Annotated in this window: 18 protein-coding genes; 12 read left to right on the top strand and 6 right to left on the bottom strand. The window is 37.7% G+C overall.

Translation table 11 applies throughout. From position 1 onward, the window contains the following. Positions 1-273 precede the first annotated feature (273 nt). Both ACTJJG_RS17110 and ACTJJG_RS17115 read right to left on the bottom strand, forming a co-directional pair. A complete protein-coding gene (locus tag ACTJJG_RS17110) occupies positions 274-477 on the bottom strand; it encodes a hypothetical protein (RefSeq protein WP_000479026.1) in 204 nt (67 codons plus the stop codon). Between the two features lie 68 nt (positions 478-545). Then, entirely contained in the window at positions 546-764 is a 219-nt protein-coding gene (locus ACTJJG_RS17115) for a hypothetical protein (RefSeq protein ID WP_000489162.1), read from the bottom strand. A 534-nt stretch (positions 765-1,298) separates the two neighbouring features. Here ACTJJG_RS17115 and ACTJJG_RS17120 point away from each other — a divergent pair. The 7 genes from ACTJJG_RS17120 (at position 1,299) to ACTJJG_RS17150 (ending at position 5,568) form a co-directional block, all read left to right on the top strand. Continuing rightward, positions 1,299-1,562 (top strand): hypothetical protein, encoded by a 264-nt coding sequence (locus tag ACTJJG_RS17120; protein ID WP_000790977.1) that lies wholly within the window; start codon positions 1,299-1,301, stop codon positions 1,560-1,562. 103 nt (positions 1,563-1,665) lie between these two features. Next, positions 1,666-1,812 carry a hypothetical protein gene (locus ACTJJG_RS17125; protein ID WP_000682545.1) on the top strand — a complete coding sequence of 49 codons (147 nt, stop codon included), beginning with the start codon at positions 1,666-1,668 and terminating at the stop codon, positions 1,810-1,812. Positions 1,813-1,882: 70 nt separating this feature from the next. Then, on the top strand, positions 1,883-2,908 hold the full coding sequence (locus tag ACTJJG_RS17130) for a J domain-containing protein (protein ID WP_000942649.1): 1,026 nt from the start codon (positions 1,883-1,885) through the stop codon (positions 2,906-2,908). Between the two features lie 81 nt (positions 2,909-2,989). Beyond that, positions 2,990-3,688 carry a hypothetical protein gene (locus tag ACTJJG_RS17135; RefSeq protein WP_001985473.1) on the top strand — a complete coding sequence of 233 codons (699 nt, stop codon included), beginning with the start codon at positions 2,990-2,992 and terminating at the stop codon, positions 3,686-3,688. Positions 3,689-3,746: 58 nt separating this feature from the next. Next, a complete protein-coding gene (locus tag ACTJJG_RS17140) occupies positions 3,747-4,076 on the top strand; it encodes a hypothetical protein (protein ID WP_001068164.1) in 330 nt (109 codons plus the stop codon). 91 nt (positions 4,077-4,167) lie between these two features. Then, positions 4,168-4,464, top strand: coding sequence for a hypothetical protein (locus ACTJJG_RS17145; protein WP_000553831.1), 297 nt, complete (start codon positions 4,168-4,170; stop codon positions 4,462-4,464). Positions 4,465-4,518: 54 nt separating this feature from the next. Continuing rightward, entirely contained in the window at positions 4,519-5,568 is a 1,050-nt protein-coding gene (locus ACTJJG_RS17150; protein WP_000951143.1) for a DUF932 domain-containing protein, read from the top strand. Between the two features lie 265 nt (positions 5,569-5,833). On the opposite strand, the gene ACTJJG_RS17155 is transcribed toward ACTJJG_RS17150, so the two are convergent. Continuing rightward, on the bottom strand, positions 5,834-6,715 hold the full coding sequence (locus tag ACTJJG_RS17155; protein ID WP_002037196.1) for a copper resistance D family protein: 882 nt from the start codon (positions 6,713-6,715) through the stop codon (positions 5,834-5,836). Positions 6,716-6,782: 67 nt separating this feature from the next. After that, positions 6,783-7,163, bottom strand: coding sequence for a copper resistance CopC family protein (locus tag ACTJJG_RS17160; protein WP_000689223.1), 381 nt, complete (start codon positions 7,161-7,163; stop codon positions 6,783-6,785). A 278-nt stretch (positions 7,164-7,441) separates the two neighbouring features. On the opposite strand from ACTJJG_RS17160, the gene ACTJJG_RS17165 reads away from it, so the two are divergent. Then, entirely contained in the window at positions 7,442-9,799 is a 2,358-nt protein-coding gene (locus ACTJJG_RS17165) for a heavy metal translocating P-type ATPase (RefSeq protein WP_000349573.1), read from the top strand. A gap of 77 nt (positions 9,800-9,876) precedes the next feature. Here ACTJJG_RS17165 and ACTJJG_RS17170 read toward each other — a convergent pair whose 3' ends face one another. Both ACTJJG_RS17170 and ACTJJG_RS17175 read right to left on the bottom strand, forming a co-directional pair. Then, complete coding sequence (locus ACTJJG_RS17170) at positions 9,877-11,250, bottom strand: heavy metal sensor histidine kinase (protein WP_000149041.1); 1,374 nt, start codon at positions 11,248-11,250, stop codon at positions 9,877-9,879. Further along, positions 11,240-11,923: a heavy metal response regulator transcription factor gene (locus ACTJJG_RS17175; RefSeq protein ID WP_001221582.1), complete on the bottom strand. Its 684-nt coding sequence runs from the start codon at positions 11,921-11,923 to the stop codon at positions 11,240-11,242. The genes ACTJJG_RS17170 and ACTJJG_RS17175 overlap by 11 nt, the downstream gene beginning before the upstream one ends. A 148-nt stretch (positions 11,924-12,071) precedes the next feature. Here ACTJJG_RS17175 and ACTJJG_RS17180 point away from each other — a divergent pair, with 148 nt between their 5' ends. The 4 genes from ACTJJG_RS17180 to ACTJJG_RS17195 all read left to right on the top strand — a co-directional run bounded on the left by ACTJJG_RS17180 (position 12,072) and on the right by ACTJJG_RS17195 (position 15,801). Continuing rightward, positions 12,072-12,422 carry a hypothetical protein gene (locus ACTJJG_RS17180; RefSeq protein ID WP_000853615.1) on the top strand — a complete coding sequence of 117 codons (351 nt, stop codon included), beginning with the start codon at positions 12,072-12,074 and terminating at the stop codon, positions 12,420-12,422. Between the two features lie 81 nt (positions 12,423-12,503). Beyond that, a complete protein-coding gene (locus tag ACTJJG_RS17185) occupies positions 12,504-14,387 on the top strand; it encodes a copper resistance system multicopper oxidase (protein ID WP_032015911.1) in 1,884 nt (627 codons plus the stop codon). Continuing rightward, on the top strand, positions 14,374-15,294 hold the full coding sequence (locus ACTJJG_RS17190; protein WP_000557535.1) for a copper resistance protein B: 921 nt from the start codon (positions 14,374-14,376) through the stop codon (positions 15,292-15,294). Before ACTJJG_RS17185 ends, ACTJJG_RS17190 begins: the two co-directional genes overlap by 14 nt. Before the next feature lie 45 nt (positions 15,295-15,339). Then, positions 15,340-15,801 (top strand): hypothetical protein, encoded by a 462-nt coding sequence (locus tag ACTJJG_RS17195; protein ID WP_000771461.1) that lies wholly within the window; start codon positions 15,340-15,342, stop codon positions 15,799-15,801. Positions 15,802-15,821: the final 20 nt, after the last annotated feature.

The raw sequence follows: 15,821 nt of genomic DNA on the forward strand, positions 1-15,821 counted from the left end.
GCCTTCTTATGAAGCTAAAGCAACAAAGAATTAAATCGGTATTTTATATCTAGAAGACATACCCATCTCATTGCCATGTTGACAGTCTTTCCAAGTCATTCGTGAATCTGAAAAATAGACCTTGAAAGTTGTACGCCCTTAGGTACAAAGTAATGTTTTTAAATACAATTATTGATGTGAGTGTTTGCAGTAAAAACGATAAAATTAAATGATTACATATGTATCTTACTTAAATTAAAAAGTTTATTAGGGCCATTAAATAGGCCCTAAAACTTAATCGTCATCAGTCGAAATAGCCTCCTCGTAGTCTTTTTCCCATGTTGCCTCAGCCTCCACTCTTGAGTATCCTTTTTCAATCATGATTTGCTCAATTTGTTCTTCTCTATCTTCTTTGAATTGATCAAAGTATGCTTGTTCATGAGGGTTCATTGGGGTTGGCATGTTTTTACCTAAAAAAATTAATGATTTTAGAAACATGGCATATTCTTAAAGTAGGGTCAATATGAGATATGACTAAGGTTTGAATATATAATTTTTTTCTAAGTTTAATAAGGCCTTTTTATTAATTGCAATGCAAGATTATAGGCTACGGTTTTAGAAATTGACTCTGCTACAAAAAACTCTTGGGGCGGTGTGAAGTCTAAAGTCTGTTTACGGTACAGCGTTTGCTTACCTGTCTGTTTGTCTTTAAAAATAAACTCATCATGTGCATGAAAATATTCTTGTCCATACAGTGGACCACCAAGACACTTTAACCGAAACACTGAATCATCCTTAAATTTACCTAATGGTTAGTTTAAAGAATTAATCTAATGAAAAACAATAACAATCACTTTACAACTTAGTCGATAGATCATTGACACCTTAAATTTTGCACATTATCCTTTGCGTGCTGGCCTACATTGCCAGTTGGTTTTGACAGACCATTTCTCAGAGATATTAAAAGATCTTCTTTTAATGTCTAGCTTCTCGTTCCCTTCCGTAGCGGTAGGACGGAAGTGGGACACTTTCGAGTGTGCTGGCCTCTGAGACCAGTCTGTCAACCCACTTTCGTTCTGCCACCATAATTCTAAATTAATGCTTTGGCAGAACTCCCAATATAAGGAGTTGGCTATGCATATTCTTTTTACACCTTCCGATTAGTTTTATAGGGTTTGATAAACTTCTGGTTTCTCAAGCTTTAGTTTTTTTCGTCTAAAAATTTAACTTAATAAATATGTCATGTGAGCTACACCGTGGCAGGGCTTTGTTCTGCCTAAAAAAGCCAATCCTCCATGACTATGTCACTGGATATAACGATGAAGAATAAAATTTTGATGGGTTTGGTTAGTGTCAGTGTTTTGTTGATTGCTGGCTGTTCTTCCGATTTCGAAAAGGGTATGAAACAAAGCTGTAGGAATACAGGAGGGAGTCGCAGTTTCTGTTCTTGTTTCTACGACAGGATGGAAGAACATTATGGCAAAGAGAGGCTGGAGGCGATTGGCATGATGCAAGTCAGGATGCCAGAAGATTTTGACGAGGTGTCATTTAAGTCTGGTCAGCAATGTGCACATAAACTTTAGAACAGCACATCTTCAGATTAAATCTTAGTTTATCTTTTGATCTCACCTGCTGCCATAGAGCAGTGGGTTGGATAGGCTTACCTAAAAAAATGAGGAATTTACAATGAAACATCCATTGATTGGCCTTTATTTCACCATTGTGATTGGTTATTGGCTGTATTTGATTTGGCAGTACCCTATTTATTCTGGTTCATATTCTTTGGGTCGGGCACTTGTTTGGCCTGCTGATTTTCTACGTTGGTTGTTTTAGTCGCTAAATTGGGGAAGTTGCCATGACAATCATATCGAGAGAATCACTCCAGAAAAGCCGTTGGATGTTGATGTTAAGAGCGAGTGACAATATTTATTTTGCACCCGCTATTCCTTATAAAAAATTGCAAGGGGCTATGAGTTATCTCCCTCAAGGAGTTCATCCAGATGAAATCCTTATGCTAATTGACGATACGGTATTTGGCAGTGCTAAAGCTGGACTTTGTGTGACGGCGACAGGACTCTTTTATAAAGAAAGCTTTGGAGATGAAGCGGTTTATCTCTTTAAAAGTATTCATCATGTCGAGGCAGATATTGGCGTCATTAATCATGGCATCGTACTGAATCGTATAGTAACCCTGACCTTTACCCAACTGGATAAGGGCACAGTACGAACATTGGCTTCATTTCTAAATGAAGTTTGTCAGGGTGAAACAGAAACCGATCGGGCTCCACCACAGATTGATGCAGAACTGAAGGTAATTATTGATCTGTTTGCTTATTTCATCACATTCAATATGGGTAAGTGGAATCCTGAATCTAGTCATGCAATATCTAAACATTTTGTAAAGCTGAATGATGAAGCATCACAGCACTATATTAAAAGGTTACTGACTGAACATCCCAACTTTGAATATGAAGAATTATTACATCGCTTTGCAGAACTGAAAGATGTGCTGGCTTACAAGCTTCGTACGGAGATGATCGAACAACTGGTTTATGCCATGGCACTGGGTCAGGTTGAGCAGAATCAGGCGGATCTCTTCATGACCCATTTATGTCGTGTATCCAATGTTTCTAAAGCCGTATTTCCTGATCTGGTCAAAATTATCTATCAATGTCTGGCTGATGAAATGAATCAGTCTACTACTTCTACTTTCAACGGTGGACAACTTCAAGCGTGCAAACTTCTTGATATTCAGCCTAATTCACTGACTGAGCAGAACTTACAATCTGCTTACCGAAAAAAGATGGCTGAGTTCCATCCCGATAAATACCAGAACTTACCTGAATCTGTTCGTCAGTTGATTGAAAGTCAGGCACAGCAACTGAATGAAGCAAGAGCTTTATTAAAAAGCTATTTGGACAATAACTGAAAATAAAGAATTTTTACTTACATATTACCCCAGTGAAGGCAGCCCTAAAGCGCCGTATATCCTCTATTTCAAGGTAATGATATGAATATGATAAAGAACAGCACTAACTCAACTAAAAAGATACCACCGTTATATTGGTTGTTAACTGTAGTCATGATGGCGGTGTTAATTGCAGGCGGTATTTTATTTAATCAACATCAAAAACGACAAACTGAACTTCAGTTAGCACAACTCGCTTTAGAACAATCTAAGGTACAAAATCAATCTGCCACAACACAAGCAGCATCGGAACCCGTTGAATCAGGTTTCACTGGAATTGAAAGTATGGTGGAAAACCCGGAATCAGAATCTGCTCATTCACAAGCTGAAGATGAGGTTGTTGCGGGGGCAATAGCCGCGGTTGATCAGGCAAAAGCACAAGATACAAGTCTAGGTAATCTCAGTTCAGAAGTTGATGGTGAGTACCATGAAGGGAAAACCTTAAGTTCCAATGCTTCTCGCTATGGATTAAAGCCAATCAAATCTGCTCCAGCTGATTTAAAGTCAACCATCCCGAATATTGATCAAATGTTAGCGTCACATCTCATGAATGTATGGGGCCGCTCAAGTCCAGATCAGGTGAGTAAACGAGTTGAAGGATGGAGCCAGCAAGGTAATACCATGACCTATCGTACTGCATGGGACTCTGACCGTTACCAATGTACTTGGTATGTGGTGAGTTGGGATAAGAACAGCAATCAAGTCCTTCACGAAGGATACCAGCCATGCTTTGGTCACTAATTAAAGCTGGTCTGTAGCATTCGTTTAATTATTACTTTACTTAATCAGAGAAAATACCATGAACCCAATCAAACTTATCGCATGTGGAATTTTAAGTCTTTCACTCAGTTCTATTGCTTTTGCTAAAACTGAGCAGATTACACTTAAAGCCAATGTCTATTACGGCGAAGAGTCAGTTGTATTTCCAACTACTAAAGGCGAAGTCATTTTAAATAGCTACGCTATACCAGCTAAAGTCGTTCCACAAGTTAAACCTTTTAAGAAGGGGCAATGTTTAGAAATCAAATCAAAACATGGTTTCTTTAAAGACACTGGAGATGGTCAATATATTGAAAGTATCCAACCTTGTAGCAAGAAAGGTTTAGCGACTCCAAAAGTAACTCGTTAATTTGACTTAATCTAAAACGACATAAAGCTCAATCAAACCACAAGCATTTGCTTGTGGTTTTTTTTATGCCTTTTATTGAGAGGAGACGACTATGCATCAATGTCCTTACTGCCATTCGAGACATCTGAAATTACTACGGCAGTCAGAACAAAGCCATCAAGGTGTATTTGCAAAACTTTCATCATTCTCCCCCATGTCTCTGGCAGCAGCCTGTATGCAATTGTCAAAACGTAGTCCTATTCACCCACTAGTCGGTGGCTTTGTTGGTTTAGTTGTAGGGGGCATGTTTCTGCTCTACGTCCAGCATCAAGACAATACAGTGTCCTTGCATTATCAGTGTGAGCAGTGTCTGCAACATTTTGAAATCCAGCAATCAAGCTTTTCTTAACTTCATCCCAAACTCTTAATCAAATTATTTAAATCACTTAATAGGAAAAACATCATGGCACATCAAGTTGAAACAATGGCTTTTGTAGGTCAAACCCCTTGGCATGGTTTGGGCAATCAACTCACTAGAAATCAACCTTTAGAAGTATGGGCACAACAAGCAGGGATGGATTGGCGAATTGAATCATCCAATGTCAGCTATATGACAAAAAATGAACGTGGACAAAACATCATCATGCCGTATGAAGATCAGAGAGTCCTTTATCGTTCAGATACTCATGCGCCGCTATCAGTGGTAAGTCAGCGTTATCAGGAGGTGCAACCGATGGAGATATTAAACTTCTATAAAGACCTGACAGAACAATCAGGCTTTGAACTGGAAACAGCAGGGGTATTGAAAGGTGGTCGTAAGTTCTGGGCACTGGCTACGACTGGACAATCAACAGCACTGAAAGGAAAGGATGTGAGTAATGGTTATATCCTTCTGGCAACAGCATGTGATGGGACATTAGCCACCACGGCGCAATTTACAAGTGTACGTGTGGTGTGTAATAACACCTTAGCGATTGCCTTACGTGGGCAGAATAGTAGTGCAGGTGTGGTGAAAGTTCCACACAGTACCAAGTTTGATGCTGAAAAGATTAAACAGCAATTGGGTATTTCGGTTCATGCATGGGACGAGCACATGTATGAAATGAAGCAGCTCAGCCAGCGTAAAGTCACTCAGCAGGAAGCAGCAGCTTACTTCGATGCAGTGTTCAATAATACAAACCTGAATATTGCTGAACAAGATGAAAGTATCATTCAGTTCTACCGTAATGTAGCTACGCCTAAACAAATCAACTCATCCAAAACCGACAATAAAACTGAGCCAAATGGACGTGCGATGTCTAAGGTCATGACCATGTTTAACGGGCATGGTCGTGGTGCCGAGTTAGCTTCAGCTAAAGATACGGCGTATGGACTGCTTTGTAGTATTACCGAGTTTGTTGATCATGAGCGACGTGCGATCTCAAAAGATCACCGATTAGATTCAGCATGGTTTGGGGTAGGAGCCAACCTTAAACAACGCGGGCTGGAACAGGCACTAAGAATGGTTGTATAAGTTATGATTATTTGTTTAAGTTTATTTATACATGAATTACAGAAAATCATGTAATTAATTTATAAAAACATGGGCAGATTATGGGGTAAGTAATTTTACCCCTATATTTTAAAAGATCTGAGACTCTACAGTCTTACACTACACTCTACTTACAATAGTAAAGCTTATGGAGTTAGAAAAAATATCAAGGATTGAACCAATGATGAAATCAAGCAGAATCAGATAATTTTTTTCATTTTACTTTTTTAAATTACTATATACCTATTTAATCAATTCCCACTACAGTTGTAATATATCCTGTCATTAAAAGGATCATTAGACCTAATGACATTTCAAATAAAATGGCATAACCCAGCTGTCTGGCAAATTTCGGGTCTTGTAAGCGAGGAGTAAAATACCATTTGTTAAAGGCAGCTAATAATAAAATACTTAGAACAAATGCGATCTTAATAATAAAACCATGCCCATAAGGAGTATTTAGTAGAGTATTGAAATCTTTAATGAGTAACAGAGCAATACTCGCACCGCAAGCGAGTAATATTCCTACAACAAATGCTGCGATTCTTCCAAATAGGTGCATGCGTTCTTTCAAGGGAAGACCAGTAATTTTTTTACTTGTTCTCCATAAAGGATAAAGTGATCCCATCCATAAAGACATTACAAGTACATGGATTGATAATAAAAATTGTGCGAATAAAGGTAAATTTGTAACATGACCAAGTTGAGAAAAACTAAAAACAATAGGAGTTAAAAGTATGAGAAATATTACTCCTTCAATTTTTGAAACCTGAATAGTTCCTTTACTAAGTTTTATGATCATCAATAGAAGTAGAAGAGCAAAACTAATTGATCGAATAATATGAACGTGCCCTGTGGGAGTATTTATTAAAATGTTTATGTAGTTGCTATCCCACATGCCAGAAAGACCTGTATTGGCAAAACTTCCAATGAGAAGGAAGAAGCCAAGAATACTGGATATTAAACCCAGTCCTGCACCAATAGTTATGTACTTCAGAATAGTCTGTTTAATTTCTACATAACGACCAAGTAAGAAATAACAGAAAGCGCCACCAACAACAAATGCAATACCTAAATATAAAACGACTTTAGCCAGCCATGTTGCGTATATCCAAGTTTCAGGAAGCATATTTTTCTCCATTGTTATAGCAACATGCCAGCAAATTGCTGGCATGTTTACTAACTTCGTTTTTATTTTATTTTGCTGCTTTAAGCGTGAAATTATATTCGCCATTCATGTTATGGCCATCTGCACCCATTGTGGTCCATACCACGGTATATTTACCTTTCTTAAGTTTAGGTACGGCCACTTCAAATGACTTTTTCATATCATGAGTTATTTTATAATTTAATGGGATATCCTTACGTTGGGCATCAAGCAATTTGACGTTCATTAACATAACCTCTTCACCAAAATTTAAAGTTATGTTTTGGGGTTGACTTGCTACAGAAGCATTAATAGCAGGTGTTGCACTTTCAAGTTTTACATGTGCAAACGCACTTGAAGCAGCTACAACCATAGTTGCACCAACTAATACATTGCGTAGAACTGATACTTTATTTTGGAAAATTTTCATTTCATCATCCTTCTAAAACTGATACATAGCTAAGTAATGACCCGTTGACGTTCATGAATAGATTGAGTTGATCATCACTCTTCGTATGCTTATTATTCAAGACAGATAGAAACGTCTTGATGACTCCAAAATTACATTTTTGTCATTTTTAAAATTGAAAACACACAAGTGTTACACTGACTTTATTGAAAATAATGGTCACTAAATGACCGGATAACGAAAAATTAGTTTAATCCTAATGAGCTCTTTATTTTGAGAATTAATATGAAGGAGGTTCTATGGACCATCATCATGAAGATAAGAATACTGGCAATAGACTTATTGACCCTGTCTGTGGAATGGCCGTAACGCAGGCTTCTAAATTTTATGAAAAAATTGACAGTAAAACATTTTACTTTTGCAGTGAAAAATGCAAGTTAAAGTTTGAAAATGATCCTTTGTTTTATATTAATGAAGAGGGTAAATCTTCTCCAACTAAAAAATCAATGAATAGAGCTGAAGTAGATTCAAATGAAATTACTAATTCAGCTCATGTAAATACTTCCACAATTTATACATGTCCCATGCATCCAGAGATTCGACAGAATCAACCTGGAAACTGTCCAATTTGCGGTATGACATTAGAGCCTTTACTTCCAAATTTAGATGAGGCTGATGAAAATCCTGAACTCAAGGACTTTAAAAGAAGATTTTGGTACACGTTACCTTTGACCGTTATCGTAATAACCTTGGCGATGTTTGGTCATAAATTAAACTGGTTTGAAATTAAAGTACAAACCTGGATTGAACTTCTTCTTACCTTGCCAATAGTTTTTTGGGCGGGATGGCCATTTTTTGTTAGATGTTGGCAATCAATTTTAAATCGTAGTCCGAATATGTGGACTTTAATTGGAATTGGGACTGGAGCTGCATTTATTTATAGTGTCGTTGGAACCCTAGCCCCACAAGTTTTCCCAGCGTCTTTCATCTCTATGGGGCGTGTTGCTGTATATTTTGAGGCAACAGCCGCAATTATTTCACTGACCTTATTAGGTCAAGTTCTTGAGTTAAAGGCACGTTCGCAAACTTCGTCAGCAATAAAATCTTTACTTGGGTTGGCACCGAAAACCGCAAGAAAAATTAATGAAGATGGCACAGAGGAAGATATCCCACTTTCCCATGTACATGTTGGAGATTTGCTTAGAGTACGACCAGGTGAGAAGGTCCCCGTTGATGGAATAATTACAGAAGGTTCAAGTTCTATTGATGAATCAATGTTAACGGGAGAGCCAGTTCCAGTAACAAAACGTATAGGTGACCAAGTAATCGGTGCGACAATGAATATGAACGGTTCATTAGTGATACGTTCGGAAAAGGTCGGTTCTTCAACAGTACTTTCACAGATAGTTCAAATGGTAGCGCAAGCTCAGCGTTCTAAAGCCCCTATGCAAAGAATGGCAGATCAGGTAGCTGGCTGGTTTGTACTGGTGGTGATCGGTATATCTATCCTTACCTTTTTTGGGTGGGGAATATTTGGACCAGAACCGAGTTGGGTATACGGACTAATCAATGCTGTCGCAGTTTTAATTATTGCTTGTCCGTGTGCTTTAGGATTAGCCACACCAATGTCAATCATGGTGGCAACGGGTCGTGGTGCATCCAATGGCGTACTCTTCCGTGATGCTGCAGCAATAGAAAATTTACGTAAGATTGATACATTAATTATTGATAAAACAGGGACCTTAACAGAAGGTCGCCCCTCATTTGATAAGGTCATTGCTTTATCTGGATATGAAGAAAATGAAGTTCTCAGATTAGCTGCCAGCTTGGATCAAGGTAGTGAACATCCGTTAGCGGATGCAATTGTACAGGCTGCCCGTGAAAGAAATCTTGTACTAACAACACCAACATCTTTTGAGTCAGGTTCTGGAATTGGTGTTAAGGGTGAGTTAGATGGACAACAATTATCATTAGGCAATACAGCTTTAATGGAACAACTCGGCATATCAGTTGATACATATATCCCTCAAGCTGAGCAATTAAGAGCAGAAGGCGCAAGTGTTATGCATTTGGCTGTTGATGGGACGCTCGTAGGACTATTGGCTGTTTCAGATCCAATCAAAGTCAGTACACCTGAAGCTGTGCATGCTCTGAAGAATTCTGGATTAAGAATTATAATGGCCACAGGAGATGGTTTAACTACTGCAAAATCAGTTGGAGCTAAATTAGGTATTGATGAAGTATACGGAGAAGTTAAACCAGCAGATAAACTGGAACTGGTTAATAAATTACAAAAAGAAGGAAGAATGGTTGCAATGGCAGGTGACGGTATCAATGATGCCCCAGCTTTAGCTCAAGCGGATATTGGTATTGCAATGGGGACTGGAACAGATGTGGCTATGAATAGTGCTCAAGTCACTTTAGTCAAAGGTGATTTACGAGGTATAGAGATCGCTCGCTCCCTGTCAGAGGCCACTATTAAAAATATGAAGCAAAACCTGATGTTTGCATTCCTTTATAATGCATTAGGCATCCCTTTAGCCGCGGGTATTTTATATCCATTTACTGGTTGGCTACTTTCTCCTATGATCGCAGCTTTAGCAATGAGCCTAAGTTCAGCATCGGTTATTGGTAATGCTTTAAGGCTACGTAGTTAAGAAAGGATCATTTTCTGACTACTCATAATTTTTTAGATACTGGAAATGAGTAGTCAGTTGTCTTTTATTTACAAAAATTAGTTTTTAAAAGTTATTTTAAAAACTATCCGACCGTTGTTATAGTCTGCTTGAATCGTTGCGCCATGTACATCAAGAATTGACTTGGTAATTGCTAGACCTAAACCTGTGCCTTCCTCAACTCTTTGTCTGGATGCATCCGTACGGTAAAAACGGTCAAATAATCGATTCAGCTGTTCAGATGTTATTGGTGAGCTTTCATTTTCGATTGTGAATATAGTGGTATCAATATTTTGTCGGCAATTAATCTTAATTATTGAATCAGGTTTACCATATTTGATCGCATTTGATAGTAAATTACTCAGTGCACGACGTAACATTGAGGGATCGCCTTTTACGTATCCTTGTCCACTTTGTTCTAGGGACATTCCCTTTTCAGCAGCGATAGCATCATAGAAGTCAAATAAAGCAGAAATCTCTTTTACTAGGCTGACCTGTTGTAGGTTTGGTAAGTGTAGGCCATGCTCTGCCTTTGCAAGAAATAACATATCTGAAACCATTCGAGCCAAACGTTCAAACTCTTCCAGATTAGAAAAGAGAACTTCCTGATAAGTATTAATATCCCGACTACGAGATAAACATACTTGAGTTTGAGTCATTAAATTATTAATAGGTGTTCTAATTTCATGGGCCAGATCAGATGAAAAATCTGAGAGTTTTTCTACAGCCGTTTCTAGCCGATCTAACATATCGTTAAAGGCTATGGCTAATGATTTTAGTTCAGTGCGTGTATTATCGACCGCTAATCGTTCAGATAGATGCTGAGCTGAAATGCCTTCTGCAACTTTTGCCATTTTTTGAACTGGTCGTAATCCTCTCCAAGCGGCAAACCAACCTAAAAACATTAAACAAATTGTGCCTACAACGCCGATATATAATAACTGTCGTCTAAAATCATTTAAAAAGTGTTGATGTTCAGATGTATCGATCCCCACAATAATTTGGGCTGATGGAATACTAATATTATTAAAGGACTTTTTATAAACTAAGCCCCGATAGATTTTTTTTTGAATTTCCCATTCTATCCAAGGGGCTTGTTTAGATTTGACTAACGTTTGCGTCTTTATGACTGCTGGTGCTGAACTAAAAATGATTTGGCCTGTTGGACGTTCTATTTGAACAATCAGATCATGATGACCTACTAAAGCATCTTTTAAATATGTATTTAATTCATGGGTATTTGTAGGGTTCTGTTCAAGTAAATTTTCTAAAAGCTGAATTTTTCCTTCTAACTGGGTCCGGTCCTGAGTTTCAAAATGATGCATAACAAGTTGATGAATGACCAGCCCCATAATCAATAAGATGATGACAGTTGATAGAGAAAAGATAATTGCAATACGGAAGCTAATTGCATTAAACAATTTATGAGTCATCTTCTACCTCTAAGACATATCCCATCCCCCGGATGTTTTGAATTAACTTAGGGGTGAAGTTGCTATCTATTTTATTTCTTAACCGTTTAATAGCGACTTCAACTACATTGGTATCACTATCAAAATTCATGTCCCATATTTGAGAAGCAATTAAAGCACGAGGTAGAATTTCTCCACGTCTACGCATAAATAATTCCATCAATGCAAACTCTTTGGCTGTTAGGTCAATACGTTGCCCTGCACGAGTAACACGACGTTTACGTAAATCAAGTTCAAGGTCTGCAATAGTGATTAGGTTGCTATCTTCTTTTTGTTGTCCCCGACGGAGTAAGCTCTTAATTCGAGCCAGTAGCTCTGCAAAAGCAAAAGGCTTGACAAGATAATCATCAGCCCCTAATTCTAACCCTTTCACTCGATCATCAATTTGATCTCGGGCTGAAAGAAAAAGAATAGGCATGCTTTTACCGCTTTTTCTAATGTCATTAATGATATTCCAGCCGTCCAACTTAGGTAACATTACATCTAGAATAATTAGGTCATACTCTTCAGAAAGAGCCTGGTGTTTTCCTGTTAATCCATCTGTAACCCAGTCAGTAATATAGCCAGCTTCAGAAAGGCCTTGTTTAAGATAATCACCAGTTTTTTGTTCATCTTCAACTAATAAGATTCTCATTTATAAAAACCTGATTGCATTAATTAGGATCATAATAACGTTATAAATCCGTGATTCGGCGTAGATTACAAAAATGTCATTTTCATGTCATATAGATGTTTAGTGCCGGCCTTTAATGTATTCATATGAGCTAATCTTGGAGCAAAAAATGAAAACTTTATTTCGTCGTAGTTTAACTACTTTTTTATGTGTTGGGTCTTTGTTCGCTGGAACTCAGTCTTGGGCTGCAGAGGCTAAACAGACCAGTACAGTAAGTACTGCTGTTCAAGCAGATATCAAAGAACAAGGTAAGTGTCAAAAACCCTGTGATATGAAGAATGATAAAACAACTCAACAGGATCATAGCCAGCACGACCACAGTAAAATGTCCGATATGTCCCAAATGGATCATTCTAAGATGATGAATATGGACCCTTCTAAAATGGGAAATATGGATCACTCAAATATGATGAACATGGATCACTCTAAAATGAACATGTCAAATACATCAAATAAATAAAGAATACGATAAATGAGAGATTGGGGGTAAAGCAGTTAAACATGTTTTATCCCTTATCTTGATATCCGATAGGTGAAGTAAATGTCTAAAAAATTAAGTCATGTCTTTTTAATAGGAATCGGTTTATTTTCGTCGACTTGGGTTATGGCCGCGGTTAAAGAATATGATTTAACTATTGCTGAACAGACGGTGAATATAACAGGTAAGCCTTTAAAGCGAATTACGGTAAATGGTAAGTTTGTTGCACCTCTTCTTGAGTTTGAGGAAGGTGATGATGCTGTTATTCGTGTACATAACAAGTTAAAGAACCAAGATTCATCTATTCATTGGCATGGTTTAATCTTACCTGGCATCATGGATGGTGTTCCTGGATTTAATCAGTTTGATGGTATTGCACCAAATAAAACTTATGAATACAAATTTAAAGTCCGTCAAAATGGTACTTATTGGTATCACTCACACAGTAAAGGACAAGAACAGGATGGCCTATATGGCCCCCTCGTGATTTATCCAAAAAATAAAGTACCTTTATCAGCTGGAGAAAAGGCTGATAGAGATTACGTAGTCCTACTATCTGACTTTCATAATTCGACTAGTGGTCAAATTATGAGTAATCTCAAAAAAGAGGCTGATTATTACCAAAATAGAAGAGAAACGGTTTCTGATGTTTTTAAACAGATTAAAAAAGATGGCTTAAAAGCAACATGGCAAGATCGCTCTATGTGGAATCAGATGCGAATGCTTAAGACAGATATGTCTGATGTAACAAAGTATACGTTCTTGATGAATGGTAAAACCCCGGAACAAAATTGGACCGGAAATTTTAAAGAAGGAGAAAGAGTTCGTCTCCGCTTCATTAATGCATCTGCAATGTCTTTTTTTGATGTAAGAATTCCTAATCTAAAAATGACAGTAGTTAGTGCAGATGGCCAGCCAGTGAAGCCTGTACCAGTTGATGAGTTTAGAATTGGAACAGCCGAAACGTACGATGTTATCGTAGAACCAAAACAGGCAAATTATCAGATAGAGGCTGAATCTATCGATCGTAGTGGTTTTTCTATTGGTACATTACATAATGAAAATACCTTACCTGTAAAAAATATTTTGATGCCAAAACCACGTCCACGTTCTTTATTGACTATGGAGGATATGGGTATGGGGCATGATATGTCTTCAATGGAAGGTATGAACCACGATATGTCTTCTATGGGAAGCAATTCAAAAGACCAGTCAATGTCCGGAATGAATCATGACATGTCTTCAATGGAAGGTATGAATCACGATATGTCTTCAATGGGAGGCAATTCAAAAGACCAGTCAATGTCCGGAATGAATCATGACATGTCTTCAATGCAAGGCATGACACATAATATGGAAATGAATACTGCAATGACCTCACCAACACAAGTGAAAAATGGTGAAAATGTTTACGGTTGGGCGAATGCATCAACTCCAGCTGGTCTAAAAGCACTTCAATATAGTGATTTACAGTCATTAACGCCCCAAAAAGATACTCGTGCTCCAGAACGTGAAATTGAAATTCGTTTAGGTGGAAATATGGAGCGCTATATTTGGACAATTAATGGGAAGAAGTTTAATGAAACTGAACCATTCAAGGTTAAATATGGTGAGCGTATACGCTTGAAATTCGTGAACGACAGTATGATGGCTCATCCAATGCACTTACATGGCATGTTTATGCAACTAGAAAATGGCCAGGATGCTAGTAATATGCCAAATAAACATACTGTAATTGTCCCACCAGGTAAAACAGTTACAACCTTATTAACGGCAGATGAGTTAGGTGAATGGGCTATCCATTGTCATTTACTCTATCACATGTCTGCTGGGATGATGAATAAGCTTATTGTTGCAAATGTCGATAGCAATAGTTCTGATTCAAAAGATGTTGTTGCTCAACCTATTAATAATGATAAGGGGGTAAATCAACATGCACACCACTAAAAAACTCTATTCTAAAACACTTGTATCTTTAGCCTTGTTAGGATTAACAAGTGTTGCCTTTGCCAATGATCCATCTACCGGAAATCAAGTAAATAGCTCTCAATCAGAAAGTATGAGAGTGCTGTTAAAAGAACCAGGTGGGTTAGGTTATGCTGAAAGGAATACTTATCAAAAAACAACTTCTGGTAATGATGGAGATAATAGTACAGGGTTTGAAACTGTAATTTCCAATGGTCAGAATCATGATAAGCATCTTAAAGAACATGGTGGACAAATTTTTCAAACAACAAAGTTTGAGAATGAATGGACTGTGGATGAAGATGGTAAAGGTGCCTTAGGTTCAAAAATTGAAACTTTAATAGGTACAGATGAAAATCGCCTATTTATTGAAGCGAATTTGGATAAGTCAGAAAGCCATGACCCCAAATATGATGTGTCAGCACTTTATAGCCGCAATGTAGCACCTTTTTGGGATTTACAAGCTGGGGTGAGATACAGTGAAGATAAAAATAACAGCAACAGCGATCGAGTTGATGGTGTTATTGGGGTATTAGGGCTAGCTCCTTATTTCTTTGAAACCCAAGCTTATTTATATGGTGGGGAAAATAACTTTTGGGGAGCAAGTTTTGAAGTCGAACGTGATTTCTTGTTAACCCAGAAATTGATTACCCAACCTTACCTAGAAGTAGATGCTGTATTTAGTGATGATTCTAACTATGCTGCAAAATCAGGTTTATCAGAATTAAAAACTGGTATTAAAACGCGGTATGAGATAACTAAAAGAATCAGGCCTTTTATTGATGTGGCTTATCAATATGAAAAAGGACAAAAAGCTACCACTATGCAAGAAGCTACTGAGTCTGAAAAAGGTTGGAAATATGGTGCAGGTATCGAATTAGTTTTTTAAGGTGATATGACTTAGTATCATGAATGATAGCTTTGGCTATCATTCATGAAATTATTGCTATTTAATTTCGAATCTGTAAAACTAAAAAAGCTTAAATTTGGGTCTAAATCTATGCAGTGGTTAAAGACATGCCTATCGCTGTTTTTATCGTTTGCTATCCTGTTCGTCGGATCGGCTGCTGTTGCTTCGTCTGTACATAAGCGGTGTTTAATGCCATCTGAACAGATGCAACCTATACCAATGGAAGCATCTCAAAATCAGGATACAATGCACACTGATTGTATGAAAATAGAGACAAAGGCCAAAAAATCTTTACATGATCCATCCTGTATGTCTGAGCAGGAGTGCATTATGTCTTTTGCCAAGATTGCGTATACCCCTTCTCCACAAGAATTTCTGTACGCAAAGGTGTTCCCTCCTATAGAGCGATCGGCTTTTTATTCTCTGGATCAAAACCTTCCTGCTCCTTTTCCTTCAGTTCTCTGGAAACCCCCACGCTCTAACTAATTTGATGATTCATCGTCATT

Origin of the sequence: Acinetobacter sp. 22512 (genome assembly GCF_052044755.1) — a bacterium.
GTDB classification, from domain to species: domain Bacteria; phylum Pseudomonadota; class Gammaproteobacteria; order Pseudomonadales; family Moraxellaceae; genus Acinetobacter; species Acinetobacter pittii.